The organism is Bradyrhizobium sp. B097 (genome assembly GCF_038957035.1).
Lineage (GTDB): Bacteria > Pseudomonadota > Alphaproteobacteria > Rhizobiales > Xanthobacteraceae > Bradyrhizobium.
The window spans coordinates 5,106,608-5,131,945 of record NZ_CP152412.1; the positions used below are offsets into that span (position 1 = coordinate 5,106,608).

The 25,338-nt window shown below is 65.7% G+C and carries 27 protein-coding genes; 14 read left to right on the top strand and 13 right to left on the bottom strand.

The genetic code is table 11. The features are described 5' to 3' along the window. The first annotated feature begins 113 nt into the window (after positions 1 to 113). The 5 genes from AAFG07_RS24110 to AAFG07_RS24130 all read left to right on the top strand — a co-directional run bounded on the left by AAFG07_RS24110 (position 114) and on the right by AAFG07_RS24130 (position 5,356). Positions 114 to 1,061, top strand: coding sequence for a SurA N-terminal domain-containing protein (locus tag AAFG07_RS24110; RefSeq protein WP_342729228.1), 948 nt, complete (start codon positions 114 to 116; stop codon positions 1,059 to 1,061). Positions 1,062 to 1,078: 17 nt separating this feature from the next. Further along, on the top strand, positions 1,079 to 2,080 hold the full coding sequence (pdxA, locus tag AAFG07_RS24115) for a 4-hydroxythreonine-4-phosphate dehydrogenase PdxA (protein WP_342722357.1): 1,002 nt from the start codon (positions 1,079 to 1,081) through the stop codon (positions 2,078 to 2,080). Next, positions 2,081 to 2,935, top strand: a complete 855-nt coding sequence (gene rsmA, locus AAFG07_RS24120; RefSeq protein ID WP_342722358.1) for a 16S rRNA (adenine(1518)-N(6)/adenine(1519)-N(6))-dimethyltransferase RsmA — start codon at positions 2,081 to 2,083, stop codon at positions 2,933 to 2,935. A gap of 19 nt (positions 2,936 to 2,954) precedes the next feature. Beyond that, positions 2,955 to 4,013 carry an alcohol dehydrogenase gene (locus tag AAFG07_RS24125; protein ID WP_342722359.1) on the top strand — a complete coding sequence of 353 codons (1,059 nt, stop codon included), beginning with the start codon at positions 2,955 to 2,957 and terminating at the stop codon, positions 4,011 to 4,013. 299 nt (positions 4,014 to 4,312) lie between these two features. Further along, positions 4,313 to 5,356 carry a hypothetical protein gene (locus AAFG07_RS24130; RefSeq protein ID WP_342722360.1) on the top strand — a complete coding sequence of 348 codons (1,044 nt, stop codon included), beginning with the start codon at positions 4,313 to 4,315 and terminating at the stop codon, positions 5,354 to 5,356. Positions 5,357 to 5,441: 85 nt separating this feature from the next. On the opposite strand, the gene gmk is transcribed toward AAFG07_RS24130, so the two are convergent. From gmk to AAFG07_RS24175, 9 genes are all read right to left on the bottom strand, one after another. Further along, on the bottom strand, positions 5,442 to 6,095 hold the full coding sequence (gmk, locus tag AAFG07_RS24135; RefSeq protein WP_342722361.1) for a guanylate kinase: 654 nt from the start codon (positions 6,093 to 6,095) through the stop codon (positions 5,442 to 5,444). Between the two features lie 3 nt (positions 6,096 to 6,098). Further along, a complete protein-coding gene (locus tag AAFG07_RS24140; protein WP_342722362.1) occupies positions 6,099 to 6,986 on the bottom strand; it encodes a YicC/YloC family endoribonuclease in 888 nt (295 codons plus the stop codon). 213 nt (positions 6,987 to 7,199) lie between these two features. Further along, a complete protein-coding gene (mltG, locus tag AAFG07_RS24145; protein ID WP_342722363.1) occupies positions 7,200 to 8,459 on the bottom strand; it encodes an endolytic transglycosylase MltG in 1,260 nt (419 codons plus the stop codon). 225 nt (positions 8,460 to 8,684) lie between these two features. Next, a complete protein-coding gene (fabF, locus tag AAFG07_RS24150; RefSeq protein ID WP_342722365.1) occupies positions 8,685 to 9,950 on the bottom strand; it encodes a beta-ketoacyl-ACP synthase II in 1,266 nt (421 codons plus the stop codon). Positions 9,951 to 10,046: 96 nt separating this feature from the next. Continuing rightward, the gene (locus tag AAFG07_RS24155) at positions 10,047 to 10,286 is read right to left on the bottom strand and encodes an acyl carrier protein (RefSeq protein WP_002716125.1); all 240 of its coding nucleotides are present in this window, start codon (positions 10,284 to 10,286) and stop codon (positions 10,047 to 10,049) included. Positions 10,287 to 10,575: 289 nt separating this feature from the next. Next, positions 10,576 to 11,313: a 3-oxoacyl-[acyl-carrier-protein] reductase gene (gene fabG / locus AAFG07_RS24160; RefSeq protein ID WP_024581467.1), complete on the bottom strand. Its 738-nt coding sequence runs from the start codon at positions 11,311 to 11,313 to the stop codon at positions 10,576 to 10,578. 21 nt (positions 11,314 to 11,334) lie between these two features. Beyond that, entirely contained in the window at positions 11,335 to 12,288 is a 954-nt protein-coding gene (gene fabD, locus AAFG07_RS24165; RefSeq protein ID WP_342722367.1) for an ACP S-malonyltransferase, read from the bottom strand. 219 nt (positions 12,289 to 12,507) lie between these two features. Further along, the gene (locus AAFG07_RS24170; RefSeq protein ID WP_342722368.1) at positions 12,508 to 13,533 is read right to left on the bottom strand and encodes a fatty acid desaturase family protein; all 1,026 of its coding nucleotides are present in this window, start codon (positions 13,531 to 13,533) and stop codon (positions 12,508 to 12,510) included. After that, positions 13,530 to 14,240: a TetR/AcrR family transcriptional regulator C-terminal domain-containing protein gene (locus tag AAFG07_RS24175; RefSeq protein ID WP_342722369.1), complete on the bottom strand. Its 711-nt coding sequence runs from the start codon at positions 14,238 to 14,240 to the stop codon at positions 13,530 to 13,532. The genes AAFG07_RS24170 and AAFG07_RS24175 overlap by 4 nt, the downstream gene beginning before the upstream one ends. A 350-nt stretch (positions 14,241 to 14,590) precedes the next feature. Between AAFG07_RS24175 and rpsF the strand changes: the two genes are divergently transcribed. From rpsF to rplI, 4 genes are all read left to right on the top strand, one after another. Further along, positions 14,591 to 15,058 carry a 30S ribosomal protein S6 gene (gene rpsF / locus AAFG07_RS24180; protein WP_092113431.1) on the top strand — a complete coding sequence of 156 codons (468 nt, stop codon included), beginning with the start codon at positions 14,591 to 14,593 and terminating at the stop codon, positions 15,056 to 15,058. Between the two features lie 6 nt (positions 15,059 to 15,064). Next, on the top strand, positions 15,065 to 15,304 hold the full coding sequence (gene rpsR, locus AAFG07_RS24185) for a 30S ribosomal protein S18 (protein WP_016844287.1): 240 nt from the start codon (positions 15,065 to 15,067) through the stop codon (positions 15,302 to 15,304). A gap of 126 nt (positions 15,305 to 15,430) precedes the next feature. Beyond that, on the top strand, positions 15,431 to 16,399 hold the full coding sequence (locus AAFG07_RS24190) for a hypothetical protein (protein WP_342722370.1): 969 nt from the start codon (positions 15,431 to 15,433) through the stop codon (positions 16,397 to 16,399). 51 nt (positions 16,400 to 16,450) lie between these two features. Beyond that, positions 16,451 to 17,053 (top strand): 50S ribosomal protein L9, encoded by a 603-nt coding sequence (rplI, locus tag AAFG07_RS24195; protein ID WP_342722371.1) that lies wholly within the window; start codon positions 16,451 to 16,453, stop codon positions 17,051 to 17,053. A gap of 39 nt (positions 17,054 to 17,092) precedes the next feature. Here the strand turns inward: rplI and AAFG07_RS24200 are convergent, their stop codons facing one another. From AAFG07_RS24200 to AAFG07_RS24210, 3 genes are all read right to left on the bottom strand, one after another. Next, entirely contained in the window at positions 17,093 to 17,554 is a 462-nt protein-coding gene (locus tag AAFG07_RS24200; protein WP_342722372.1) for a PaaI family thioesterase, read from the bottom strand. Beyond that, positions 17,551 to 18,156, bottom strand: coding sequence for a TetR/AcrR family transcriptional regulator (locus AAFG07_RS24205; protein WP_342722373.1), 606 nt, complete (start codon positions 18,154 to 18,156; stop codon positions 17,551 to 17,553). Before AAFG07_RS24205 ends, AAFG07_RS24200 begins: the two co-directional genes overlap by 4 nt. Positions 18,157 to 18,249: 93 nt before the next feature. Then, positions 18,250 to 19,221 carry a hypothetical protein gene (locus AAFG07_RS24210; protein WP_342722374.1) on the bottom strand — a complete coding sequence of 324 codons (972 nt, stop codon included), beginning with the start codon at positions 19,219 to 19,221 and terminating at the stop codon, positions 18,250 to 18,252. Between the two features lie 258 nt (positions 19,222 to 19,479). Here AAFG07_RS24210 and AAFG07_RS24215 point away from each other — a divergent pair, with 258 nt between their 5' ends. Further along, the gene (locus AAFG07_RS24215; protein ID WP_342722375.1) at positions 19,480 to 20,733 is read left to right on the top strand and encodes a cyclopropane-fatty-acyl-phospholipid synthase family protein; all 1,254 of its coding nucleotides are present in this window, start codon (positions 19,480 to 19,482) and stop codon (positions 20,731 to 20,733) included. 20 nt (positions 20,734 to 20,753) lie between these two features. Here AAFG07_RS24215 and AAFG07_RS24220 read toward each other — a convergent pair whose 3' ends face one another. Next, positions 20,754 to 20,954 carry a hypothetical protein gene (locus tag AAFG07_RS24220; protein ID WP_342722376.1) on the bottom strand — a complete coding sequence of 67 codons (201 nt, stop codon included), beginning with the start codon at positions 20,952 to 20,954 and terminating at the stop codon, positions 20,754 to 20,756. A 154-nt stretch (positions 20,955 to 21,108) separates the two neighbouring features. On the opposite strand from AAFG07_RS24220, the gene AAFG07_RS24225 reads away from it, so the two are divergent. The 4 genes from AAFG07_RS24225 (at position 21,109) to AAFG07_RS24240 (ending at position 25,197) form a co-directional block, all read left to right on the top strand. Further along, the gene (locus AAFG07_RS24225; RefSeq protein WP_256437482.1) at positions 21,109 to 21,231 is read left to right on the top strand and encodes a hypothetical protein; all 123 of its coding nucleotides are present in this window, start codon (positions 21,109 to 21,111) and stop codon (positions 21,229 to 21,231) included. A 291-nt stretch (positions 21,232 to 21,522) separates the two neighbouring features. Further along, on the top strand, positions 21,523 to 23,031 hold the full coding sequence (locus AAFG07_RS24230) for a replicative DNA helicase (RefSeq protein WP_342711001.1): 1,509 nt from the start codon (positions 21,523 to 21,525) through the stop codon (positions 23,029 to 23,031). Between the two features lie 48 nt (positions 23,032 to 23,079). Further along, positions 23,080 to 24,402, top strand: coding sequence for an alanine racemase (gene alr, locus AAFG07_RS24235; protein ID WP_342722377.1), 1,323 nt, complete (start codon positions 23,080 to 23,082; stop codon positions 24,400 to 24,402). 24 nt (positions 24,403 to 24,426) lie between these two features. Beyond that, positions 24,427 to 25,197 carry an exodeoxyribonuclease III gene (locus AAFG07_RS24240; RefSeq protein ID WP_342722378.1) on the top strand — a complete coding sequence of 257 codons (771 nt, stop codon included), beginning with the start codon at positions 24,427 to 24,429 and terminating at the stop codon, positions 25,195 to 25,197. The last annotated feature ends 141 nt before the right edge of the window (positions 25,198 to 25,338 follow it).

Genomic DNA, 25,338 nt, shown 5'->3' on the forward strand with positions numbered 1-25,338 from the left:
CGAGCGAGGGGCCTGCCAAGGCGCTTGTATCGGGGGCTTGAATTTGGGGGCTTGTATTGCCCGCGGGCCTGTGGCCCCGGCTTGAATTGGTTTAAACGGCTGACATGACCACAATGACGACCGCTAGCCTGCCAACGCGCTGCCATTCGCTGGTGTTGAGTTCCCTGCTGGCTCTTTTCCTCCTGTTCGGGGGCGCTGCGCGACTGCATGCCCAGACCATCGCCGTGATGGTCAATGGCGAACCCATCACCAATTTCGACATCGAGCAGCGCGCCAAGCTGAACGGCCTGACCGGCGGCAAGAATCCCGATCGAAAGGCCATCCTCGACGACCTGATCGACGAGAAGCTGAAGATCAAGGAAGCCAAGAAATTCGGCGTCGATCCCACCGCCAACGATATCGAGCAATCCTATGGCGGCATGGCGCAACGGATGCGGCTGAACAACGACCAACTGACCAAGGTCCTCGAGAGCAAGGGCATCCGCCCCGATACGCTCAAGCAGCGCATCAGGGCCGACATGGTCTGGACCAGCCTGGTTCGCGGCCGCTTCAAGGAAAGCCTGCAGGTCGGCGAGAAGGACGTCGCCACCGCGGTCAAGGAGACCGGCGAGGCGCCCGACGCCGAGGCGTTCGAATACCGGATGCAGCCGGTCGTTCTGATCGTACCGCGCGGCTCTCCGCAATCCGAATTCGAGAACCGCCGCAAGGAAGCCGACACCCTGCGCGAGCGCGTGACCAGCTGCGAGGAAGCCAACACCTTCTTCAAGTCGATGCGCAACGCCGCGATCCGCGAGATCGTCGTCAAGACGTCGGCCGACCTGCCGCAGTCGCTGCGCGACATCCTGGACAAGACCCCGGTCGGCCACCTCACCCCTCCCGAAGTCACCAAGCAGGGCGTCGAAATGGTCGCCCTCTGCGGCCGGAAGGCAACCACCGTGGACACGCCGAAAAAGCGTGAGATGCGGGACAAGATGTACGTGCAGAAGTACGAGGCGAAGTCGAAGGCCTACCTGCAGGAAGTCCGGAAAGCCGCGATGATCGAATATCCAGGCGGGCGATGATCGACTATCGTTGACGCATGGCTCAACCTCTCGCACTGACATCCGGCGAGCCCGCAGGCATCGGCCCCGACATCACGCTCGCCGCGTGGCTGCGCCGCCGCGAACTCGATCTTCCGCCGTTCTATCTGCTCGGTGACCGCGCGGCCTTGGCCGAGCGCGCCAAGACGCTCGGGCTTGCCGTCGAGTTTGCCGAGGTCAGCGCCGAGGAGGCTTCCGCGGCATTTGCACGGGCGCTCCCCGTCGTTGCGACCGGCAAGGCGGCGACGGCGCGACCGGGCAAGCCGGACGGAACGAGCGCCGATGCCGCGCTGGCGTCGATCCGTCAGGCCGTCGCCGATGTTGCGTCGGGCAAGGCCAGCGCCGTCGTCACCAATCCGATCGCCAAGAACGTGCTGTACCGCGCCGGCTTCCGCCATCCCGGCCACACCGAATTCCTCGCCGAACTTGCCGCGCGTGGCGGACCCACGCCGCAGCCGGTGATGATGCTGTGGTCGCCGGCGCTCGCCGTCGTCCCGGTGACGATCCATGTGTCGGTCCGCGAGGCGCTGGCGCAATTGTCGACAGGCCTGATCGTGTCGACCGCGCGGATACTGGTCGCCGACATGAAGGCGCGGTTTGGCCTGGCCTCGCCGCGGCTTGCCGTCGCCGGCCTCAACCCGCATGCCGGCGAAGACGGCACGCTCGGCATGGAAGACATCGAGATCGTCGCGCCCGCCGTCGAGATCCTGCGCCGCGACGGAATTGCCGCCCGCGGCCCGCTGCCGGCCGACACCATGTTCCACGCAGCCGCGCGCAAGACCTATGACTGCGCGCTCTGCATGTATCACGACCAGGCGCTGATCCCGATCAAGACCGTCGCGTTCGAGGACGCCGTCAACGTCACGCTGGGCCTGCCCTTCATCCGGACGTCGCCCGATCACGGCACCGCGTTCGATATCGCAGGCACCGGCAAGGCCAATCCCTCGAGCCTGATCGCCGCCCTCCGGCTCGCCGCGCGCATGGCCGCGGCATCAAGCTAAGTGAGCGCGATTGACGATCTGCCGCCGCTGCGCGACATCATTCGCGAGCATTCGCTGTCGGCGCGCAAATCGCTCGGCCAGAATTTCCTGCTCGATCTCAATCTCACCGCACGCATTGCCCGAGCCGCAGGCCCGCTGGAAGACTCAACCGTGATCGAGGTTGGGCCCGGCCCCGGCGGACTGACGCGCGCACTGCTTGCGATGGGCGCCAAGCGCGTCATCGCCATCGAGCGCGACGAGCGCGCCATCGATGCACTCGACTACATCGTCAAGCGCTATCCAGGCCGCATCGAGATCGTGCATGGCGACGCGCAGCACTTTGATCCACGTCCCCTGCTCGATGGCGGCAAGGCCAAGATCGTTGCCAACCTGCCCTACAACATCGCAACCCAGCTCCTGGTCGACTGGCTGTCGATCGAGCCGTGGCCGCCCTGGTACGACACCATGCTGTTGATGTTTCAGCGCGAGGTCGCCGAGCGTATCGTCGCCCATGAGGACGAGGAGGCCTATGGCAGGCTCGCGGTGCTCGCCAACTGGCGCGCCGAGACCAAGATCCTGTTCGACATTTCGCCCGCAGCCTTCGTGCCGCAGCCGAAGGTGACGTCCTCGGTGGTACGATTGATACCGCGCGCCGCGCCGGAGCCGTGCGACCGCCGCATGCTCGAGCAGGTGGCCGCCGCCGCCTTCGGCCAGCGCCGCAAGATGCTGCGCCAGAGCCTGAAGTCGCTGTCGGTCGATCCGGCGCGGCTTGCCGCCGCAGCCGAGATCGACGCGACGCGGCGCGCCGAAACCATTCCGGTCACGGGCTTTGTTGCCATGGCCAGGGAATTGGCCGATATACGGTCCACAAAATAGAACATCAGGAGAAAACGTAATGGCGCGAATGGTTCGCCAATCCCTCGTCAAGTTCGATGCACCGCTGTGCGAAACCATCGTGGACACGCCCAAGCCGCAGGGACGCGAAGTGCTGGTGCGCATCGAGCGCTGCGGCCTCTGTCATTCCGATCTCCACATCCAGGACGGTTACGCCGATCTCGGCGGCGGCAAGAGGCTCGACACCACCCGCGGCATGACGCTGCCCTTCACGCTCGGCCACGAGATCGCGGGCGTCGTCGACGAGGTCGGTCCCGATGCGCCGAAGTATCTGGTCGGAACGAAGAAGGCGGTGTTTCCCTGGATCGGCTGCGGCCAGTGCCGCGACTGTCTCGCCGGCGACGAGAATCTCTGCGCCAAGCAACGCTTCCTCGGCGTCTCGATCGACGGCGGCTTCGCCACCCACGTGCTGGTGCCCGACGCGAAATACCTGCTCGATTATGATCCGCTGCCGGTCAATCAGGCCGCCACCCTGATGTGCTCCGGCGTCACGGCTTACGGCGCGCTGAAGCGCCTGGTTGATCGTCCGCGCCAGCGCAATCTGCTGCTGATCGGTCTCGGCGGCGTCGGCATGATGGGCCTGTCCTTCGCGCAGGCGATGTTCAAGCAGCCGATCGCGGTTGCCGATCTCAGCCCCGCGGCGCGCGAGACCGCATTGAAGAATGGCGCGGCGGCGGCCTACGATCCCGCGGAGCCCGATGTCGTCAAGCGCATGCTGAAGGAGAGCGACGGCGGCTTCGACGGCGTCGTCGACTTTGCCGGCAACGAGAAGTCGATGGCGTTCGCGGTGTCGACGGTCGCACGCGGCGGCAAGATTGTGGTGTCCGGCCTGATGGGCGGCCAGTTCACGCTGCCGATGGTGCAATGGGTCTACAAGCGCATGACCATCGAAGGCTTCATGGTGGGCACGCTGGCCGAGGGCCAGGAGCTGATGGCGCTCGCCCGGGCCGGCAAGATCAAGCCGACCCCGATGAAGGAAGAGCCGATGGCCGACGTCCAGAAATGGATCGAAGAGCTGCGCGCCGGCAAGGTCGTCGGACGCATCGTCCTGAAGAACTAAAGCATGATCCGGAAAAGTGCGTAGCGGTTTTCCGAAAAGATCATGCTCGGACATGACGTCCCGCCGGCGGTGCGATCGCCGGCGGGACGCAATGGTCTCGCAGCAGCAACGCGAGCTCCTGCGGAACCTGACAGCGATCATTCAGCCCGCGTTCCAGCCTTCCGCCTGCCGCAATTGCGGCGCGACGCGAGCCTCAATTAAGCCCTACCCGTTCCGGATTTGCGGCGCATTGCGACCCAACTCTTTACCGAGATTGGCTGCACCAGCGTTTGCGTAAAAAAGAAATACCGGGGACGCGTATGTCAAATCGTTCAGCGAAATTCGCTGCGGCGCTTGCCGTCAGCATGTTGGCTGGTGCCAACTTTACGGCCATGGCCCAGACCGCCGCCAATACGGCGAGCACCAATACGGCGAATGCGAAGACCGCGGATAGTTGTCTGTCCGCGCCGAAGGGAACCGCGCCTGCGGGGAGCCACTGGTTCTACCACCTCGACCGCAGCACCAAGAAGCAGTGCTGGTATCTCGGTGACGCCAAGACCAAGACCGTCGCCAAGACCGCGACAGCGCAGCAGCCGCCCGCGGCCGCCGCGCCGGACACCGCGGCAACCGCCGATGCAGCGCCGCCGCAGACCCCTCCGGCGCCTCAGCCGGCGGCGATGCGCAAATCCGTCGCCGACGCGCATGCCGAATGGCCCTCGCCGCAGGCCGCAGCCCCGCCGGTCGCGAGCGCAGACACCGGTCAGTCCGGCACTGCGGCGACGACCGCCCCGGCGGCGTCGGCCGCGCCCACCGGTGCCAACGCTCAGGCGTCGGAGGTAAACGCCAGATGGCTGGATGCATCGAGCATGGCTGGAACCAACGGAACCCGGCACGCCGCAGACCAGCCGACCGTGGTCGCACAGGCCGACGCGACGCCGCAACAGGCGGCCGCGCCGGTACCAGCCGCCCCCGTGACAGCGGAGGCGTCCACCGAGAAGTCTTCCTCCTCGACGCAGATGCTGCTGATCGTGATGATCGGCGCGCTGGCGCTGGCCGGCCTGGTCAGCGCGCTGGTGTTCCGCCTGACCCGCACGCGTACGCCGCCCTACCAGATTAGCGACGAATGGCGTGCGCCCTGGGATTCACTCCACACCGAGCCGGCGCCGCCGATGGCAGTGGTCAGCCGCGACCGTCCGCTGCGCCTGTCGGAGGCGGCCCCGCGCCGGTCGGAGACACCGGTTCCGCGCCGCACCGAGACGCCGGTTGCTCGCCGCGAGACGCCGCGCGAAGCGGATCAAACCGAGCAGGACAACAAGCAGATCGCGGCGATGCTGCAGCGGCTGGCGCGCAGCGCGGCGAACTAAAGGCCGCTCAGGAACGGATAGTGATACGTGATGGGATCGCGTGCGATCGCATCACGATCCCGGATCGGGCCACGATTTCGGAGCGCTATTTCTCGAGCTGACGCTGCAGGCCGCGCACGAACTCGGTGAGGCCGGTGCGGCGCTCTCGCTTGAGACGCTCGGCCTTCAGGATCGACTGCACCTCGGCAAAGGCGTCGTCGACGTTCTGGTTGACGACGATGTAGTCATATTCCGCCCAGTGGCTCAGCTCATGGGTGGCGCGGTTCATCCGCCCGCGGATGACCTCCGCGGAATCCTGCGCACGGGTGTGCAGCCGCTTCTCGAGATCGGCGGCTGACGGCGGCAGGATGAAAACGCTGACCACGTCGGCGCGCGCCTTCTCGCGCAACTGCTGGGTGCCCTGCCAGTCGATATCGAACAGCACATCCTCGCCGGCCGCGAGCGCGGCCTCGACCGGCGCGCGCGGCGTGCCGTAGCGGTTGTCGAACACGGTGGCCCATTCCAGCAGTTCGCCCTGCGTGGCCATCGCCTCGAACTTGGTCTTGTCGACGAAGAAATAGTCGCGGCCCTCGACTTCGCCCGGCCGCTTCGGCCGCGTGGTCGCCGACACCGACATTTTCAGACCCGGCATCCGATCGATCAGCATGCGCGACAGCGTCGTCTTGCCGGCGCCCGAGGGCGACGACAGGACGAACATCAATCCGCGCCGCTCAACGCCGTCAAAGCCCTGCGCCGTCATCGTTCACTCCAGATTCTGGACCTGTTCGCGGAATTGCTCGACCACGTTCTTCATTTCAAGCCCGGTATTGGTCAGCTCGACGTCGTTCGACTTCGAGCAGCAGGTGTTAACCTCGCGATTGAACTCCTGGGCGAGGAAGTCGAGCCGGCGCCCGACCGGTCCGCCCTTGCCGATCATCTCGCGCGCCTGGGCGATGTGGGAGGCGATGCGGTCGAGCTCCTCGCGGATATCGGCCTTGGTGGCGATCAGGATCGCCTCCTGGTTCAGCCGGTCGGCATCGAAGCGATCGGAGGTCTCCAGCAATGCCGCGATCTGCTCGGCAAGCCGCGTCTTGATCGCCTCGGGCTTGCGGCCGGGAGCCGTCTCGGCGCGCTTGGCGAGCCGCTCGATCTCGTCCATCCGCTGCATCAGGATCTGGCCCAGCGCATCGCCCTCGCGGCGGCGCATCTCGACGAGGCTGCCGAGCGCCTGCTCGAACGCCTTCGCCGCCGCTTCGCGCGCCGCCTTGTCCTCGTCCTCGTCGCTGTCAGGCTCGACCACCTCGATGACGCCCTTGATACCGAGCAGTCCGTCGATGCTCGGCGCCACCGCGTCGATCCGCTGCGCGAGCTCACCCGCGACCTTCACGACCGCGGCCAGCACGTCTTCGTTGATCCGGATGGTCTGCGCCGCATCGGTGCGCTTGACGCTGAGATTGGCGTAGACCGTGCCGCGCGACAGCAACTCGCCGGCCCGCTTCTTGGCGAGGGCTTCCAGTTCGTCCCAGCCCGGCGGCAGCCGCAACCGCAGGTCAAAGCCCTTGGCGTTGACCGACTTCAGCTCCCACTCGAACGTATAGGGACCGCTCGCGCCATGGCTTCGGGCAAAGCCAGTCATGCTCGATAGCGCCATCGCGTAAACTCTCCAACAGAAGGATATGGGGCTCACCCGGAGACGACGAGACTCGCGGGCAGCCGGTGCGACCTTAGAACGGATTCCGTGAAAGTGGAATTACGTCCACCCTCGGCAAATGCAGAGCTACGGCATGGTCCGGAAAACTGTGAAGCGGATTTCCGAAAGACTATGCTCGAACAAGAAGCTAAAGCGCGATGATCGCATCGCGCTTTAGCGCTGCACAACGGGCGGCGACGTGGTCTGCTGGGCTGCGCCCTGGCGACCGCTGCGCGGCGGTTTCTTCTGATTGGTGGGCTTCGGCGGCGTGGCCGCCGTGGGATTGGTGTCGGCCGCGCCGGGCACTGCTGCGGCTGGCGCCGGATCATCCGCGGGCTCGACGGTGTCGTTCTGGATCTGCTTTTCCGACGCGCGCAGCTTGGCGACGTTCTTGGCGTGCTGGTCGTAGGTTTCGGTAAAGGCGTGTCCGCCGGTTCCGTCGGCAACGAAGAACAGGTCACGCGTGCGCGCCGGATTGGCGGTCGCCTCCAGCGAGGCCCGGCCGGGATTGGCGATCGGTCCCGGCGGCAAGCCGTCGATCACATAGGTGTTGTAGGGCGACGGCTGCGTGATCTCGCTGCGCTTGATCGGACGCCCCAGCGTTCCCTTGCCGCCCACCAATCCGTAGATGATCGTCGGGTCGGATTGCAGCTTCATCCTCTGCCGCAGGCGGTTGACGAACACGGCGGCGACACGACTGCGCTCGTCGGCGCGGCCGGTTTCCTTCTCGACGATCGAGGCCAGCGTCACCAGTTGGTCCGGCGATTTCAGCGGCGAATCGATGTTGCGGCGTTCCCAGATCTCGGCGAGCACGCGCTTCTGCGCCTGCTGCAAGCGCTGGATCACCTGGTCGCGCGTGGTGCCGCGCGGGAATTTGTAGGTCTCCGGCAACAGCGTGCCCTCGCGCGGAATCTCGCGCACCGAGCCGGTGAAGATGTCGTTGTCGGAGAGCCGCGTCACGATCTGCTCCGAGGTCAGGCCTTCCGGGATCGTGATGGCGTGCTGCACCACCTTGCCGTCGACGATGGTGGCGATGACGTCGCGCAGGCTGGCATTCTTCTGGAACGAATATTCGCCGGGCTTGAGATCGGAGCTCGCCTTCAGCGCAAACACGCTGCCGATGAAGACCCACGGATTGACGTTGATCACGCCCTCGCGCGACAGCACATCGGCGATGTCACGCTTGCCGGCGCGCGCGGGGATGTTGACGATCTTGTCTTCCTGCAGCGGCCCCGGCGATTCCAGCGTCTGCTTGCCGTAGTAGTAGGTGGCGCCGGCGCCGATCATCAGGATGATCAGGATGGTGAAGATGGCATTGCCGACGATCACGAAAGGATTGCGGGCACGATCCGAGCGCTTGGGCGGCGGCGGAACCTGTTCGGGCTCCAGCGCGGCACGTGGACTCCTTGGTGAAATGGGCGGCCTCTCACTCATCGATGCAAACCAATATCCTGCCGGTTGAATCGTGGCCGGACAAACCCCTGCCCTGCCAATAGCATACGCCCGCTATTAGGAGTCACCGCGGAATACGGCAAAACGGTGGACTAGTTCTAAAGTCCCGATCCGATCGCATCGGAACGGGACTTTAGATTCTTATTTTGACGCGTTTTCTTCACGCGAACCGGTACCCACTTCGCTCGAAAACGCTCTAACGACCTACTAATTGGTCACGCGCTGCACGATCACGGAGGCGTTTGTGCCACCGAAACCGAAGGAATTGGACAGCGCCACATTCACGTCACGCTTGCGCGACGTGTGCGGCACAAGATCGATCGCCGTTTGCACCGACGGATTGTCGAGATTGATGGTCGGCGGCACCACGTTATCGCGAATCGCCAGCACCGCGAAGATCGCCTCGATCGCACCGGCCGCGCCGAGCAGATGTCCGGTCGCCGACTTGGTCGACGACATCGAAACCTTCGAAGCCGCATTGCCGAGCAGACGCTCGACCGCGCCGAGTTCGATCTCGTCGCCGACCTGCGTCGAGGTGCCGTGCGCGTTGATGTAGTCGAGATCGGATGCCACGAGGCCGGCGCGCTTCAGCGCCATGCTCATGCTGCGGAAGCCGCCATTGCCGTCCGGCGGCGGCGAAGTGATGTGGAAGGCATCGCCCGACAGGCCGTAGCCGGTGACCTCGGCATAGATCTTCGCACCACGCTGTTTGGCGTGCTCGTATTCCTCGAGCACGAGGACGCCGGCACCCTCGCCCATCACGAAGCCGTCGCGATCCTTGTCGTAGGGCCGCGATGCCTTTTCCGGCGTGTCGTTGAAGCCGGTGGACAGCGCACGCGCCGCGCAGAAGCCTGCGATGCCGATGCGGGAGATCGGCGATTCGGCGCCACCTGCGAGCATCACGTCGGCGTCGCCGAGCGCGATCAGCCGCGCTGCATCGCCGACGGCGTGCGCGCCGGTCGAGCACGCCGTGACGACCGAATGATTGGGGCCCTTCAGGCCGTGCTCGATCGAGACGTAGCCGGACGCCAGATTGATCAGGCGGCCCGGAATGAAGAAGGGAGAGACCCTGCGCGGTCCACGTTCCTTGAGCAGCACCGCAGTCTCGGCAATGCCGGTGAGGCCGCCGATGCCGGAGCCGATCATCGTGCCGGTGGCGAACTGGTCCTCGTCGGACTTCGGATGCCAGTTGGCGTCGTCGAGCGCCTGCCTGGCCGCGCACATCGCGTAGAGGATGAAGTCGTCGACCTTGCGCTGGTCCTTCGGCTCCATCCACTGATCGGGATTGAAGGTGCCGTTGGAGCCGTCGCCGCGCGGAATGTAGCAGGCGACCTGGCTCGGCAGGTCGGACACTTCGAAGGTGTCGATCTTCTTGCCGCCGCTGTCTCCGGCGAGGATGCGCGTCCAAGTTGCGTCAACACCGCAGCCGAGCGGTGTAAGCATGCCCAGCCCCGTGACGACAACTCGTCTCATTTCCACGTCTCCGGCCGGCAATGCGCGGCTAATAATAAGAAGCCGGGGGACCGCTCGAACACGGTCCGTCCGGCCCCGTCAACTTCGCGATCGGCGTCAGCTCTTCGCGTTCTTCTCAAGAAACTTGGTCGCGTCGCCCACGGTCAGAATCGTTTCCGCCGCGTCGTCGGGAATCTCGCAACCGAATTCTTCTTCGAAAGCCATCACGAGCTCGACGGTGTCGAGGCTGTCGGCGCCGAGGTCATCGATGAAGCTCGCGCTATCGACCACCTTCTCGGGTTCGACACCAAGGTGCTCGACCACAATCTTCTTAACCCGCTCGCCAATCTCACTCATCGTTCAACCTCGTTGTTCCATTGGACCCGACCCCAAGACGATACGAGCCATCGTGGTCGTCTCGATTACTCAGTCGCGCATAGTCTTGATTCGGCCCGGTCGTAGCCGACTAAAGCCCCGGCGAACGGCAGGCGTCGCCACGCCAATATACAGGGTTTCAAAATCCTGCAATGGCGTTCTTTGCCCATCCATGGGGGGTTCAGCTATCATACTTCCCAAGCCTTGACTACACGCCTGAACCGGCTCCCGAAAACGGCTTTTCGCCGCATTGCGAGAGCCAGCAACCAGCTCAAATCATAGCCATGCCGCCGTTGACGTGAATCGTCTGTCCGGTGACGTAGGCGGCCTCGTTCGAGGCCAGATAGACCGCTGCCGCAGCGATATCCTCGGGCGTTCCGAGCCGCGCCGCAGGAACCTTCGCCAGGATGGTTTCGCGCTGCTTGTCGTTGAGCGCATCCGTCATCGGCGTCTTGATGAAGCCCGGCGCGATGCAGTTCGCGGTCACGCCGCGCTTGGCGTATTCGGCGCCCAGCGTCTTGATCAGGCCGATGATGCCGGCCTTCGACGCGGTGTAGTTGCCCTGCCCCGGATTGCCGGTGACGCCGACGATCGAGGTGATCGCGATGATGCGGCCGAAGCGCTTGCGCATCATCAGTTTGGTCGCCGCGCGCGCCAGGCGGAATGTCGCGGTCAGGTTGACCGCAATCACGTCGTCCCAATCCTCGTCACGCAACTGCACGAACAGGTTGTCGCGGGTGATGCCGGCATTCGCGATCAGGATGTCGACCTGCCCCATCGCAGCTTCCGCCGCCGGCACCAGCGCCTCGACGTCATCCTTGCTGGAGAGATTGCACGGCAGCACATGAACGCGCTCGCCGAGCTTGGCCGCGAAGCCGTCCAGCACCTCGCGCCGCGTCCCCGAAATCGCCACCGTCGCGCCCTGCGCATGCAGCGCCTGCGCGATCGCGCCGCCGATGCCGCCGGTTGCACCCGTCACGAGCGCCGTCTTGCCAGTCAGATCAAACATCGAATTCTCCTTCCGGCTGCATTAGGCCGAAGCTGCCAGCGCGTCCTTGGCTGCAGCGATATCGTTCGGGCCGCCGACGGACACGCCGACCGCGCCATCGGCGATGCGCTTGACGAGGCCGCTCAGCACCTTGCCGGCGCCGATCTCGAAGAACCGCGTCACGCCCTGGCCTGCCATATAGGCAACCGACTCGCGCCAGCGAACCGTTCCCGTGACCTGCTCGACCAGGCGGCGGCGGATCTCGTCGGGATCTGATATCGCCGAAGCCAGCACGTTGGAGACCAGCGGCGCCGCGGGCGCCTTGATGGTGACGCCGGCCAGCGCCTCTGCCATCGCATCGGCCGCCGGCTGCATCAGCTTGCAGTGGAACGGCGCCGACACCGGCAGCAGCATGGCGCGTTTTGCCCCTTTGGTTTTCGCAATCTCCACCGCGCGATCGACGGCTGCCTTGTCGCCGGAGACCACCACCTGGCCGCCGCCGTTGTCGTTGGCGGCCTGGCAGACCTGGCCCTGCGCGGCCTCATTGGCGACCGCGACCGCCGCCTCGTAATCGAGGCCGAGCAGCGCGGCCATCGCACCGGCGCCGACCGGCACCGCCTTCTGCATCGCAAGCCCGCGGGTGCGCAGCAGCCGCGCGGTGTCGCTCACCGTCAGGCTGCCGGCGGCGGCAAGCGCCGAATACTCGCCGAGCGAGTGCCCGGCAACGAAGGCCGCGTTGCGGCCGACCGAGAAGCCGGCCTCGCTCTCGAGCACGCGCAACGTGGCGATCGAGACCGCCATCAGCGCCGGCTGGGCATTTTCCGTCAGCTGCAATGTCTCGCCCGGACCATCCCAGATGATCGCGGTCAGCTTCTCGCCCAGCGCGGAATCGACCTCGTCGAACACGGCCTTCGCGACCGGAAAGGCGTCGGCCAGGGCCTTGCCCATGCCAACCGCCTGCGAGCCCTGCCCGGGAAACGTGAATGCTGCCGTCATCGGCGCTCCCTACCTTGTTGAGCGTGATCCCCGCGCAAGCGCCGCGCCTGCCGCAGGGGAAAACGGTATCCCGTCGCGCGAAACGCGCCACAGCGGGTCCGGACCCTGCCTTGCAACCAAATCTTGCAACCGGCCTCGGACCGGGCCGTAAGACACTGATGGGGGGCGCGATGTCAAGCCGCGCGCGCGGAACCCTGGGGATGCCGGGGCCGGCTCGGCCTAGAATCCACCGGCATTCTGGTCGGCGTTAACCTCGGCGCCCGCCCTCGCCCGGCGCGCGCTGTTGACCAATTGGCCCGGGCGGTCTTCCCGGTTGGGCTTGGCGGTCGCCAGCTGCAGCACGGCGGCATAGCCCGGCTGGACTTCCATCCGGTCGGCATAGCGGCTTGCGCTCAGGATGCGGTGGACGCGCGGCAGGTTGTAGCAGGGCACGTAGAACAGCAGATGATGCTCGAGGTGATAGTTCACGTAGTACGGCGCGATGAACAGCCGCTCGAGGACATTGGCCCGCGTGGTGCGGGTGTTGCGCAAGGGATCGGCGCTGTCGGGCACGACGGCATGTTCGGCGATGTTGCGGATCCGCGTGATCACCATCATCCAGGTCAGCAGCGGCACCAGCCACAACAGCGGATAGGCCCACCACACGCCCGCGGCGGCGAGTCCCGCGAACAGCAACGCGTTGGCGACGCATTGCGGCCCGAGCTTCTGCCAGAAATTGGCGGCGCGCTGCGATAGCGGCCACTCTTTCGGCCCGATCGCATTGAGCAGTTGCGCCTTGCGCTGCTGGTAGCCGGTCTGCCCGGTGATATCGCGGAGGAATTTCCGGCGGTAGCTCATCTTCGTGATCGGAAACGGCGCCGACAGCACCAGATCCGGATCATCCTCCTGCTGCGTCCGGGCATGATGCTGCAGATGATAGCGGCGATAGCCGCGGGTTTCCGCGAAGATCGGATAGGCGCAGAACCACTGGCTCAGCGTGAGATTGGTCTTCTCGTTGGCCGAGAGACAGCCATGCGCACCGTCATGCATCAGGATGGCGAGCCCGAGCTGGCGCGAGCCGATGATCGCAACCGCCAGCAGATAGGTCAGCGGATTGGGCCACCACGCAACCAGCGCGATCGCGCCAAGGATCAGCGCCCAGGCGTGCACGATCAGGGCTGCGCCCTTCCAGGTCGTGCGTTGCCGGACGGCGACCAGTTCATCCTCGGTGAGGAAATCGCGGGCACGCATGCGTAGCGCGGTCATGAGCTGGTCTCCCCGTCCGTTGAGGGTGAAGTGTCGCGATCGCCGACCAGGCGCAGCCGCGATCCATCATTGGCCGACGTCGATGTCGCCTGCTCGCCGAGCGCGCGCAGCAATTCGCGGCACATCTCCTCGGCGCCGCGGCCCATCGCAAAACCTTCGACGATCACGCCGATCGCAATCGCCCAGAACCGCCTCGAGCTCTCTTCGGGCGCGCGCAGCGAGCGCCAGCCGTGCCGCTCGACCTGGTCCGCATAGGCGCGCGCGCCTTCGCTGTGCAGACGCTCGATGGTGCGCTCGACCAAAGGCGCGAGGTCCTGCCGGCGCCGCGTCAGCGTCAAGGCCTCGGCGAAGAAGGCGACCGTATCGGTCGCGGTCACGGTCTCGGCCAAGGCGTGGGTGTAATCGCGTGGCGTATGGGCGTTCAGGGCGGCCTGCTCGGTCGCGCGCGCGAGGTAAAGCATGTCGCGGCTGGCGGCTTCGACGAACAGCGCCTCCTTGGTACGGAAGTAATAGGTGATCTGGCTCGGAAAGGCGTCCGCCGCGGCGGCGATGTCGGAGATCGACGTGCCCGAGAGCCCGCGCTCCTTGAACAGGCGGCTGGCGGCATCGAGCAACAGCGAACGCATCTTGCGCCCCGCCGACCGTGTCGCGCGGACCACGTGCTTCGGATCGGGCGCAGACATGCCGCTGGCGGTCTCCGAACCCATCGATCGTCCTCCCTGAGATATTTGTATGACGTACAAACAAAGAAATCAACCCGGAACAGCGCGAAGTTGCGCCGAACGGCCTGGAGGGCTACGACCCGTCGCAAATCCGGGGGCCAAGACCCCTCTGCGGACCCTTGCCTTCGCGGCCAAAATCCGTATAAAGCGCCCCATTCGTGGGCTCCGGCCGGGAGCTGAACGGACGGTCTCAGCAAATTCACCCGTTGATTTTGATGTGGCAGGGCCAGTCGGCCCGTCGTCCCGTGCTCCCGCCTTCTGAGCAGCTCGAGTCCTTTCCGAAGGTCTCGAAGGGCTTGTCGCCGGAACCCGCGCCAACACAGGAAAGGACAACCATGCCTCTTTATGAGCATGTTTTTCTCGCGCGTCAGGATGCGAGCACCCAGCAGGTGGATGAACTGACGGCCCAGATGACGGGTATCGTCGAACAGGGCGGCGGCAAGGTCACCAAGACCGAGAGCTGGGGCGTGCGCTCCCTCACCTACCGCATGAACAAGAATCGCAAGGCGCATTTCGTGCTGATGAACATCGACGCACCGTCGGCTGTCGTCACCGAGATCGAGCGCCAGGAGCGGATCAGCGAAGACGTCATCCGCTATCTCACCGTGCGCGTCGAAGAGCACGAGGAAGGCCCGTCCGCGATGATGCGCAAGGCCGACCGTGACCGTGAGCGCGATGACCGTGGCGGTGGCTTCCGCGGCGACCGCGAAGGCGGCTTCCGTGGCGATCGCGATGGCGGCGGCTTCCGCGGCGATCGTGGCCCACGCCGTCCGCGCGAAGAAGAAGCTGCGACCGAGGAGTAATGAATCATGGCTGATGCTGGTGCCCGCCGTCCGTTTTTCCGTCGTCGCAAGTCCTGCCCGTTCACGGGCGCGAATGCGCCGAAGATCGACTACAAGGATTCCAAGCTGCTGATGCGTTACGTCTCCGAGCGCGGCAAGATCGTGCCGAGCCGCATCACGGCCGTCTCCGCCAAGAAGCAGCGTGAGCTCGCCCGCGCCATCAAGCGCGCGCGCTTCCTCGGCCTGCTGCCCTACGTTATTCGCTAACCGTTTCCGGCCGGCGGCACGTGCCGCCGGCCGCTCATTCTCATAAGGCTTCCGGGTCGTCCGGTCGCCGATGGTTGGGGTTCTCGACTGAGTGCCTCTAACCGCTCGAAAGGAGCGGGACAGCTGATGATCGCGATCCTCATCGTTGCACTTGCCGCCGGCGCCGCGTCGGCGCTGATGTTCGCCTCGATCGTTTCGGGCGCGGCAATCTCGATATTGCTGTTCTATCTCGCGCCGCTGCCTCTGATGGTGACGGCGCTCGGCTGGGGCCCGCTTGCCGCCGCCATCGGCGGTATCGCTGCAGCGTTCGTGCTCGGCGCACTCTTCGGACTCCCCTATTGCATCGCGTTTGCCATGATGGTCGCCCTGCCCGGCTGGTGGCTCGGCCACCTCGCTCTGCTTGGAAGGCCGGTCGCAGGCACAGCCGGCGATAGCGCCGCCCAGCAGCCGCCTGCGCTCGAATGGTATCCCGTCGGCCGCATCCTGCTCTGGGTCGCAGCCTTCGCCATCGTCACCACGACCGCAGCACTGCTCACGCTCGGCACGGATACCGACACGATCACCGGCACGTTGCGGCGCGGCCTGCTCAAGATGCTCAGCGCCGGCGAAACGCAACCCGGCAGTGACATCGAACGGTTCGTCGACGCCTTGGTGATCTTCGCACCGCTCGCGGCAACGGTCATCGCGATGGTCACGCTGACGCTCAACCTGTGGCTCGCCGGCAAGATCGCACAAACCTCGGGGCGGCTGAACCGGCCGTGGCCGGAGCTCCGCAGCACCGCGCTCCCCGCCATGGCGCTGGTCGCGTTGCTGGTGGCGATCGCCGCCAGCTTCGTCGGCGGCATGCTTGCGCTGCTGGCGCAGATCGTCACCACGGCGCTCGTGATCGCCTATGCGCTGGTCGGCTTCGCCGTGCTGCACACCCTGACGCTGTCGCTCGGCAATCGCGGCTTCTGGCTCGGCGGCATCTACGCCGTCGTCGTCATGTTCGGCTGGCCGATCGTCGCAATCTTCGCGCTCGGCATTGCGGACGCCGTGTTCGGACTGCGCCAGCGCTATCTGCAAACCAGACCGCCGCCTTTGCCTGCGGCCTGACATTCGATCCAACCACTCAACCCGATACTTAGCCTCTAAAGGAGAACGAAAATGGAAGTCATTCTGCTGGAACGCGTTGCCAAGCTTGGTCAGATGGGCGAAGTCGTGCGCGTCAAGGACGGGTTCGCCCGCAACTTCTTGCTGAAGCGCGGCAAGGCGCTGCGCGCCACCGAAGCGAACCGCGCCAAGTATGACGGCATGAAGGCCGAGCTCGAGGCCAACAACATCAAGGCCAAGGGCGAAGCCGCCGTGGTCGCCGAGAAGATCGACGGCCGCGACATCATCATCATCCGCCAGGCCTCCGAGTCCGGCCAGCTGTTCGGCTCGGTCACGGTGCGCGACATCGTCGTTGCGCTGGCCGCCGACGGCATCACGGTTGCCCGTCCGCAGGTCTGGCTCGACTCGCCGATCAAGGTGATTGGCGCGCAGAAGGTGACCATCGCCGTTCACCCCGAGGTCGAGACCAGCGTCACCGTGACGGTCGCCCGTTCCGCCGAAGAGGCCGACCGGATCAAGCGCGGCGAGGACATCTCGACCCGTCAGGAAGACCAGGACGCTGCCGCCGAAGCGCTCGCCGCCGCCGGCGAATTCTTCGATCCGGAAGCGCAGCACGATGACGAGGCCGCGCCGGCTCCGGCTGCCGAAGAGAAGTAAGCGTCTCTTCGTCCCTCCACCGACTGAAGCCCGGCCCCATCAGGCCGGGCTTTGGATTCGTGCCGCCGCCTGATCGTCGAGCATCGCGATCGACGCGAGTGCCGTCGCGGTGTGCTTCTCCTTGCCGTCGATGATGCAGAACACGTCGGCCGCAACGACGGCGACCTGACGCCCCGGCTTGATCACGCGCGCCCGGCAGATCAGGCGATCGCCCGATGCCGGCGACAGCAGGTTCAGCTTGTACTCGGCCGTCAGCGCCGGCTGGCCATGCGACGTCGCCGCCGCAATCGTGGTGGCATTGTCGACGAGGAACGCCGTCACCCCACCGTGAAACAGGCCGTGCTGCTGCAACAGCTCAGGCCGCCGGTCGACGGCGAGCGTGCACGCGCCGCGCGACAGCTCGGCAACCTCAGCACCGACAAGACCCATGAAGCCCTGACGGCCGACATTGTCGCGAATCCGCGTCGCGATCGGCGCAAAGTCCGGATCGATTTTGCTCATGACGTCCCTCCTGCTCGCTCCGGCGCACCCGGCGCCACCACCGCGCGGATCGCGCAGGCGATCAGCGTCTCGACCTGTTCGCGCGGGTCGCTCTGATGGCGGCCCGACAGATAGGCGCGGCAAAAGATCTGCGCCGGCCCGATGATCTGGCTGAAGAACAGTGTCGCGCTCATCGGCAGCAACTCGCCGCGCGCGAGCAGCGGCGCGCGCCAACGCTCGATGCCATCGGTGAGCCGCGAGTTCTCGGTGCGCTGCGCGCCGCGCACCTCCTCGCTCCACTCGCTGCGCGAAATCTCGAACAGGAAGCGCGCCTCGCGCCGGTTGCTCACGACCCAATCGAGATGGGCGTGGATCAGCCGCGCAACGCCCTCGCCGGCGCCGTGCGTGTCGTTGACAGCGGTGATGATTGCGGCGTGATAGGTCTGCAGGATTTCCAGGAACAGGGTTCCGGCGAGCTGCTTCTTCGAGGTGAAGAAATGGAAGAAGCTGCCGTTGGACGCGCGGGCGCGGGAGCGGATCTCGGCCACCGTCGCGCCCTCGAACCCGTCGCGGTCGAACACCGCCAGTCCCGCCGCCAAGAGATCGTCGCGTGCCGTGCTCACCCCTGCTCCCTTCCTGACTAGATCAATACTCTAGAGCTTTACTCCAGTGGCAGTCAAATGATAACGCCGGACCTCACGGCCCGGCGTTGGCGATTACTTCGAGGTCGGCGCTTCCGGCGGACCGGAGCCCGGCGTCGTCGGGGGCGGCGGAGGCGGTGCGGCCGCGGTTACCGGCGGCGCAGCGGGCGCCGGTGCTGGCGATGCGGCAGCGGCCGGCTCGGGCGCAGGGGAAGCGGCGGGAGCCGCGGGTGTGACCTGCGGAACCGGGTCCGATCGCACGGCAGCCGGCTCGCCGCCGGCGCTGCCCTTGGGCGCATCGACCTTGGCCGTGTCGGACTGGTTGGCAGGCTTCGCCGGCTTCTCGGCCTCACCCTTGTCTTCGCGCTTGACGGTGGTCTGGGATTTGAGCTCGTCGCCCGCCGCCTCGCCCTTGGGCGCCTCGTCGGACTTCGGCTCCTCGACCGGCTTGCCGCGACGGCCGTGCTTCTGGCGCGACGGCCTGCCCTCACCCGCGGCTTGCGGGGTCTGACCGTCGTCCGGCTTGGCACCATCAGGCGTCTCGCTCGGACGCGCCATGCGCCGGCCGCGGTGGGCGGGACGTGCTTCGGGATTCAAACCGTCGGCGTCGGGCTTTGCGGCTTCCTTGACGCCTTCCTTGGCCCCTTCCTGCGGCGCCGCACCCTGATGCTGCCGGCGCGACGGGCGCTCGGCCGGCTGCTCCGGAGACTGGTTTGCCTCCTGGCGGCCGTCCCGGCCCTTGGCCCCCTTGGGCTGATCCTTGGCCTGGTAGCGCGGGTCATTGGCGCCGTTCGAGATCAGATAGGATGCCAGCACGCCGGCCATGTCGCTCGACGTCGTGTAGTGCTGGCGCAGGAAGCCCGGCAGCGAGCCGGCCGGCACGGTCTTCAGGAGACCCCGCGGGCTCTTGTGGCAGGCCGTGCAGGTGTTGGCGAAGATCTGGGAGGGGCTTTTGCCGGCCTCGAGGTTTTGCGCTTGCGCTGATACGGCTGACAGACAGCCAATCAGAAGCGTCACCGTCGCCAGACTGAGGGCTCGGCTCAACATTCCTTAAGTCTCCAGATTCCGGAAAAATCGCCGCCTGCGCCTCATGGATCGGCCGCGGCGGTCACCTTTTATCCGATTATCGCGCGAATGGAAGCGCGCGCGTGCCGCATCCACGCAATTGTCACATTTTGGAATATCGGCTTTGACCACAACGCAATAGCGCGATCCAATTCCCTGCCTATGTTTGGGTTGGGGACACATTAGAGTGATCAGCTCCGGTGGTGTCAGTGTGCAGCTTGCCGTTCCGTTGGTGCTTCGATGGACCGATTGTTGCGATTTTTCTTGGGGCGCTTCATCCGCCGCGGTTCGATCACGTTCACGACCGCGAGCGGCGCTCAATTCACCTGTGGTGACGGCACGGGCATTCCCGTCGCCGCACGGTTCATGACCAGGGCCGCCGAACTGCGCGTTCTGGTCGATCCCGAGCTTTACCTCGGCGAAGCCTTCATGGACGGCACCTTCGTGGTGGAGCAAGGCAGCATCGCCGATGTGCTGGCTGTCCTGATGGGCCAGGCGGCCATGTTGCCGAACTTTGCCAGGATGCAGGCCTGGGTTCGCTTCCTCGGGCGTCGCGCCCAGCAGCTCAATGTGCGCGGCCGGTCCCGGAGCAATGTCGCCCGCCATTACGACCTCGACGGCCGCCTCTATTCCCTCTTCCTCGACGCGGACAAGCAATACAGCTGCGCCTATTTCGAGGCGCCGGACGCGGCGCTGGACGACGCCCAGCTCGCCAAGAAGCGCCACCTCGCCGCAAAACTCCTGATCCAGCCCGGCCATCGTGTCCTCGACATCGGTTCCGGCTGGGGCGGACTGGGGCTTTATCTCGCCGAGATGAGCGGCGCCGACGTCACCGGCGTCACGCTGTCGACCGAGCAGCTGCAGATCGCCAACGCCCGGGCGGCGGAGAAGAACCTGGCGCATTCGGCGCGCTTCCTGCTGCAGGACTACCGCGACATCCCCGGCCCGTTCGACCGCATCGTCTCGGTCGGCATGTTCGAGCATGTCGGGGTCGCCTTTTACGAAACCTTCTTCAAGCGCTGCGCCGAGCTCCTGAGCGATGACGGTGTCATGCTGCTGCACTCGATCGGCCGCTCGACCGGTCCTGATGTCACCAGCCCCTGGATCCGGAAATACATCTTCCCCGGCGGCTACATTCCGGCGCTCTCCGAGGTCATGCCGGCGATCGAGAAGGCCGGATTGCTGATCTGCGACATGGAGATCCTGCGCCTGCACTATGCAGAGACCCTGAAGGCGTGGCGCGACCGCTTCATGGCGCGGCGCGAGGAGGCCGTGCGGCTCTACGACGAGACCTTTGCCCGGATGTGGGAATTCTATCTGGCGGCCTCGGAGATGTCGTTCCGGGTGCAGAACATGATGAACTTCCAGCTGCAGCTGACCAAGCGCCAGGGCATCGTGCCGATGACCCGCGATTACATCGGCCGCGAGGAAGGCCGCCTCCGGCTCAAGGAAGCCGGCGCCGCAAAACCCCGGCTGCAACTCGCCGGCGAATAGGCCTGAAAGAACCGGTATTGCTAGTTGCGCAGGCTGTAGACCGAGCCGCAATGGGCGAAGGTCGGCGCCGGCCGCGCCAAGTGGGCCGCCGCGGCTGAAATCAGGCTGACGTCGCAGGGAACGTTCCGGACCTCCGGACGCGCCGCCTGCTCCATGGCCTCGACAAGCGACGCCAGCCAGCGGCGGTCGATGCCGCCTGCCCGGCCAAGCCTTGGTCGCACTGTCTGAAACCCTCGAGCCATCGTCACCGTATCTTCCCTGAGCGAAGACAACCCGGAATCCGCCGGGTCGTTCCCGCGAGCCTGCCGCAAAGAAATTGCGACAGATGTGATCTGCTTCACAGAGGTCCGTTCCGGGCTGTCGTAGTGCTCCGGAATGACCCGAGAACCGCACCAGACGATGTTGGACCCGCAACGCGACCTCGTGACCGACTACGCCTTGATTGCCACCGGCGTGGCGGCCGCCTTGATCGCGCTGGCTTTCCTCATCCTGGTCTGAGGAACCGAGGCCAGCGCCGACCTCGCAGCTGGTTGGGCGCGGCAGCCCGGTAAAAGGTTCAGGCCGCCCCGAATTTTTGCCGACCACATCTTAGATCGGTCGCACTCCCCCTCCTTTCGAGCAGAACCCCGTCAAGCGGAATGCATCCGGCCGTGGCGGATTCACACATGGCGTTGTGTGAATCGTGCATAAGAAACATCCGTCCTTTCGCTTCGTGCCGGGCTGGCGCTTGATCGCGGCCCCACAGCCGAAAATCTCAGTAACGACGAAATCAGAAGAATAAGCTCGTCCATGGCCTTGATTGATTCGAACGTTCACAAGCTCGCGCCCGACGCCGCGTCCCCGACCTATCGGAGCGCGCCGCACAACATCGAAGCGGAACAGGGGCTGCTGGGCGCGATACTGGTCAACAACGACGCCTTCTACCGGGTCTCCGATTTCCTGGAGGCGAAGCACTTCTTCGAAGCCATCCACCAGCAGATCTATGAAACGGCCGGCAGTCTGATCCGGATGGGCAAGGTCGCAAATCCCGTGACCTTGAAGACGTTCCTGCCTGCCGAGCTGGACCTCGGCGGCATGACGGTCAATCAATACCTCGCCCGACTCGCCGCCGAAGCGACCACCATCATCAACGCACAGGACTACGGGCGTACCGTCTATGATCTCAGCCTGCGCCGCAACCTGATCCAGATCGGCGAGGAGATCGTCAACGTCGCCTACGACGCTCCGGTCGATTTTGCCCCGCGCGCGCAGATCGAGGACGCCGAACGGCAGCTCTACAGCCTCGCCGAAACCGGCCGCTACGATGGCGGCTTCCAGCGCTTTGCCGATGCGCTCACGGTCGCCGTCGACATGGCGGCCAAGGCGTTCCAGCGCGACGGCAAACTGTCCGGCATTTCGACGGGGCTGCGCGACCTCGACACCAAGATGGGCGGATTGCAGCCAAGCGACCTGATCGTGCTCGCCGGCCGTCCCGGCATGGGCAAAACCTCGCTCGCCACCAACATCGCCTACAACATTGCCAGGGCCTATGTCCCCGAGGTGCAGGCGGACGGCACCACCAAGGCGGTGAACGGCGGCGCGGTCGGCTTCTTCTCCTGCGAAATGAGCGGCGAACAGCTCGCCACCCGTATTCTCGCCGAACGCACCGGCATTCCCTCCAGCCATATCCGGCGCGGCGGTATCTCCGAGCTCGATTTCGAGAAGATTCGCGACTGCTCGATCGAGTTGCAGTCGCTGCCGTTCTACGTCGACGAAACCGGTGGTCTGTCGATCTCGCAGCTCACCGCGCGCGCCCGCCGCCTCAAGCGGCAGAAGGGTCTCGATCTGATCGTGATCGACTACATCCAGCTGTTGCAGGGCTCGGGCAAGCGCGGCAACGACAACCGCGTGCAGGAAATCACCGAGATCACCACCAATTTGAAGGCGCTGGCGAAGGAGCTCAACGTCCCCGTGATCGCGCTGTCGCAGCTCTCGCGTCAGGTCGAAAACCGCGACGACAAGCGGCCCCAGCTTTCGGACCTGCGTGAATCCGGTTCGATCGAGCAGGACGCCGACGTCGTGATGTTCGTGTACCGCGAGGAATACTATCTCGCGAACAAGGAACCGCGGCCCGGCACCCCGGAGCACGCCACCTGGCAAGCCGAAATGGAGCGCGCGCTCGGCAAGGCCGAAGTCATCATCGGCAAGCAGCGCCACGGTCCGACCGGCACCGTCGAGCTGCACTTCGAAGCCAGCGTCACCCGGTTCGGCGACCTCGCATCGGACGGACTGGTCCCGGATCGCCCCCCCTCCTACTAATGGTCGGGTACAGTTGAAGGCCGCATGCCCCGCGCGTACAAATAAGCCATGAACATCGTGACCGACGCGAAATCGCAGCTGACGCCCGAAGCCAGTTTGCTGGCGGCCCATCCGACCGCCACCGGCATCCTGACCGTCGACCTCGACGCCATCATCGCCAACTGGCGCAAGCTCGAGAAGACCGCGGTCCCGGCGGAATGCGCTGCCGTGGTCAAGGCCAACGCCTATGGTTGCGGCGCCGAGCAGGTGTCGCGGGCGCTGGCCAAGGCCGGCTGCAAGACCTTCTTCGTCGCCACCGTCGAGGAGGCCGCCGTGGTGCGCGCGGCCGTTCCGCAGGCGACCGTGTATGCGCTCGGCGGCTTCTTCCAGCAGACCGGCGACGCCTACGCCAAGATCGACTGCAAGCCCGTGATCGGCGATCTCAACGAGCTCGCCGAATGGGACGTGTTCTGCCGTCGCTCTGGCTGGTCCGGCGGCGCCGCCATCCATATCGACACCGGCATGAACCGGCTCGGGCTGACGGTCAGCGAAGCCCAAGGCATCATTCCGCGGATCAACGCCGGCGATCACGGCATCACGCTGGTGATGAGCCACCTCGTCTCCGCCGAACTGCTCAACAATCCCGCCAACGCAAAGCAGCTTGCGAGCTTCCGCGAGATCGCGAGCCTGTTCACCGGCGTGCCGGCCTCGCTCGCCAACTCGTCCGGCGTGTTCCTCGGCGCCCAATTCCAGTTCGAGATGGTGCGGCCGGGCTGCGCGCTCTACGGCGTCAACCCGACGCCGGAGGCCGACAACCCGATGCAGCAGGTGGTCGACCTCAAGGCGCGCATCGTGCAGATCCGCAACATCGATCGCGGCGAGACCGTCGGCTATGGCGGCACCTGGACCGCGCGCCGGCCGACCCGGCTTGCGATCGTCTCCGCGGGCTATGCGGACGGCTATTTCCGCGCCGCCAGCGCCAATGACGGCACCCGCGGCGCCGAGGTCGTGGTCGCCGGCAAGCGCTGCCCGATCGCCGGCCGCGTCTCGATGGATCTGATCGCGGTCGACGTCACCGATCTCGACAAGAATGCCGTGCGGCGCGGCCACATGGTGACGCTGATCGGCGAAGGCATCACGGTCGACGAGGTCGCGCACCATTTCGGCACCATCGGCTATGAGGTGCTGACCAGCCTCGGCCGTCGCTTCGTACGCATCTACAAGGGCGGCGAGGCCGTCGCGGCGAGCAGCGATGCAGCCGCCGAGAAGAGCGACGCCGTCGCCGAGAAGAGCGAGCCGGCCGCGGCGCAAGCAGCGCCTCCTGCTTTGCCAACAGCAGCGCCTGCGCCGCCACCATTGCCTGCCGCCGCGCCAACGGCACCGTCCACCTGACGCGATCGAGGTTCGCGATTGCGCATGAAGATCGCGACCTTCAACATCAACAACGTCAACCGCCGGCTCCCAAACCTGCTGCGCTGGCTGAAATCGGCCAAGCCCGACGTCGTCAGCTTGCAGGAGTTGAAAGCCAGCGACGCCGAATTTCCCGCAGCCGCGCTCGAGAAAGCCGGTTACGGTGCGGTGTGGCAGGGACAGAAGACTTGGAACGGCGTCGCCATCCTCGCGCGCAAGGCCGAGCCGGTCTTGATCCGCACCGCCCTGCCCGGCGACCGCGACGACCATGAGGCGCGCTACATCGAGGCCGCGGTGCGCGGCATCGTCGTGACCAGCCTTTACCTTCCGAACGGCAATCCGCAGCCCGGCCCGAAATTCGATTACAAGCTCGCCTGGTTCAAGCGGCTGCGCGCCCACGCCGCCAAGCTGCTCAAGCAGGAGGTCCCTGTGGTGCTCGCCGGCGACTACAACGTCGCGCCGACGCCTCTCGACATCTATCCGACCCGCTCCTGGGACAAGGATGCGCTGATCCAGCCGAAGAGCCGCGCCGCGTTCAAGGCGCTGGTCGATCAGGGCTGGTGCGATGCGCTCCGCACGCTGCATCCGGATCGTCAGATGTTCACCTTCTGGGACTACAAGCGCCAGCGCTGGCCGCGCGATGCAGGCCTCCGGCTCGATCATCTCCTGCTCAGCCCCGACGTGGCGGCGCGGCTCGCGAAAGCCGGCGTCGACCGCGGCGTTCGTGGCGAGGAAGGCGCCAGCGATCATGCGCCGGCGTGGGTGGTGTTGAGGTGATGGGCCGGCTCCACCACTGCTGTCGTCCCTGCGAAAGCAGGGACCCATACTCCGCGGCCAGTGTTGTGAACGGGACTCGTCGTTCCAGCGTCGCACAACAATGACCAATCGTGGTTATGGGTCCCTGCTTTCGCAGGGACG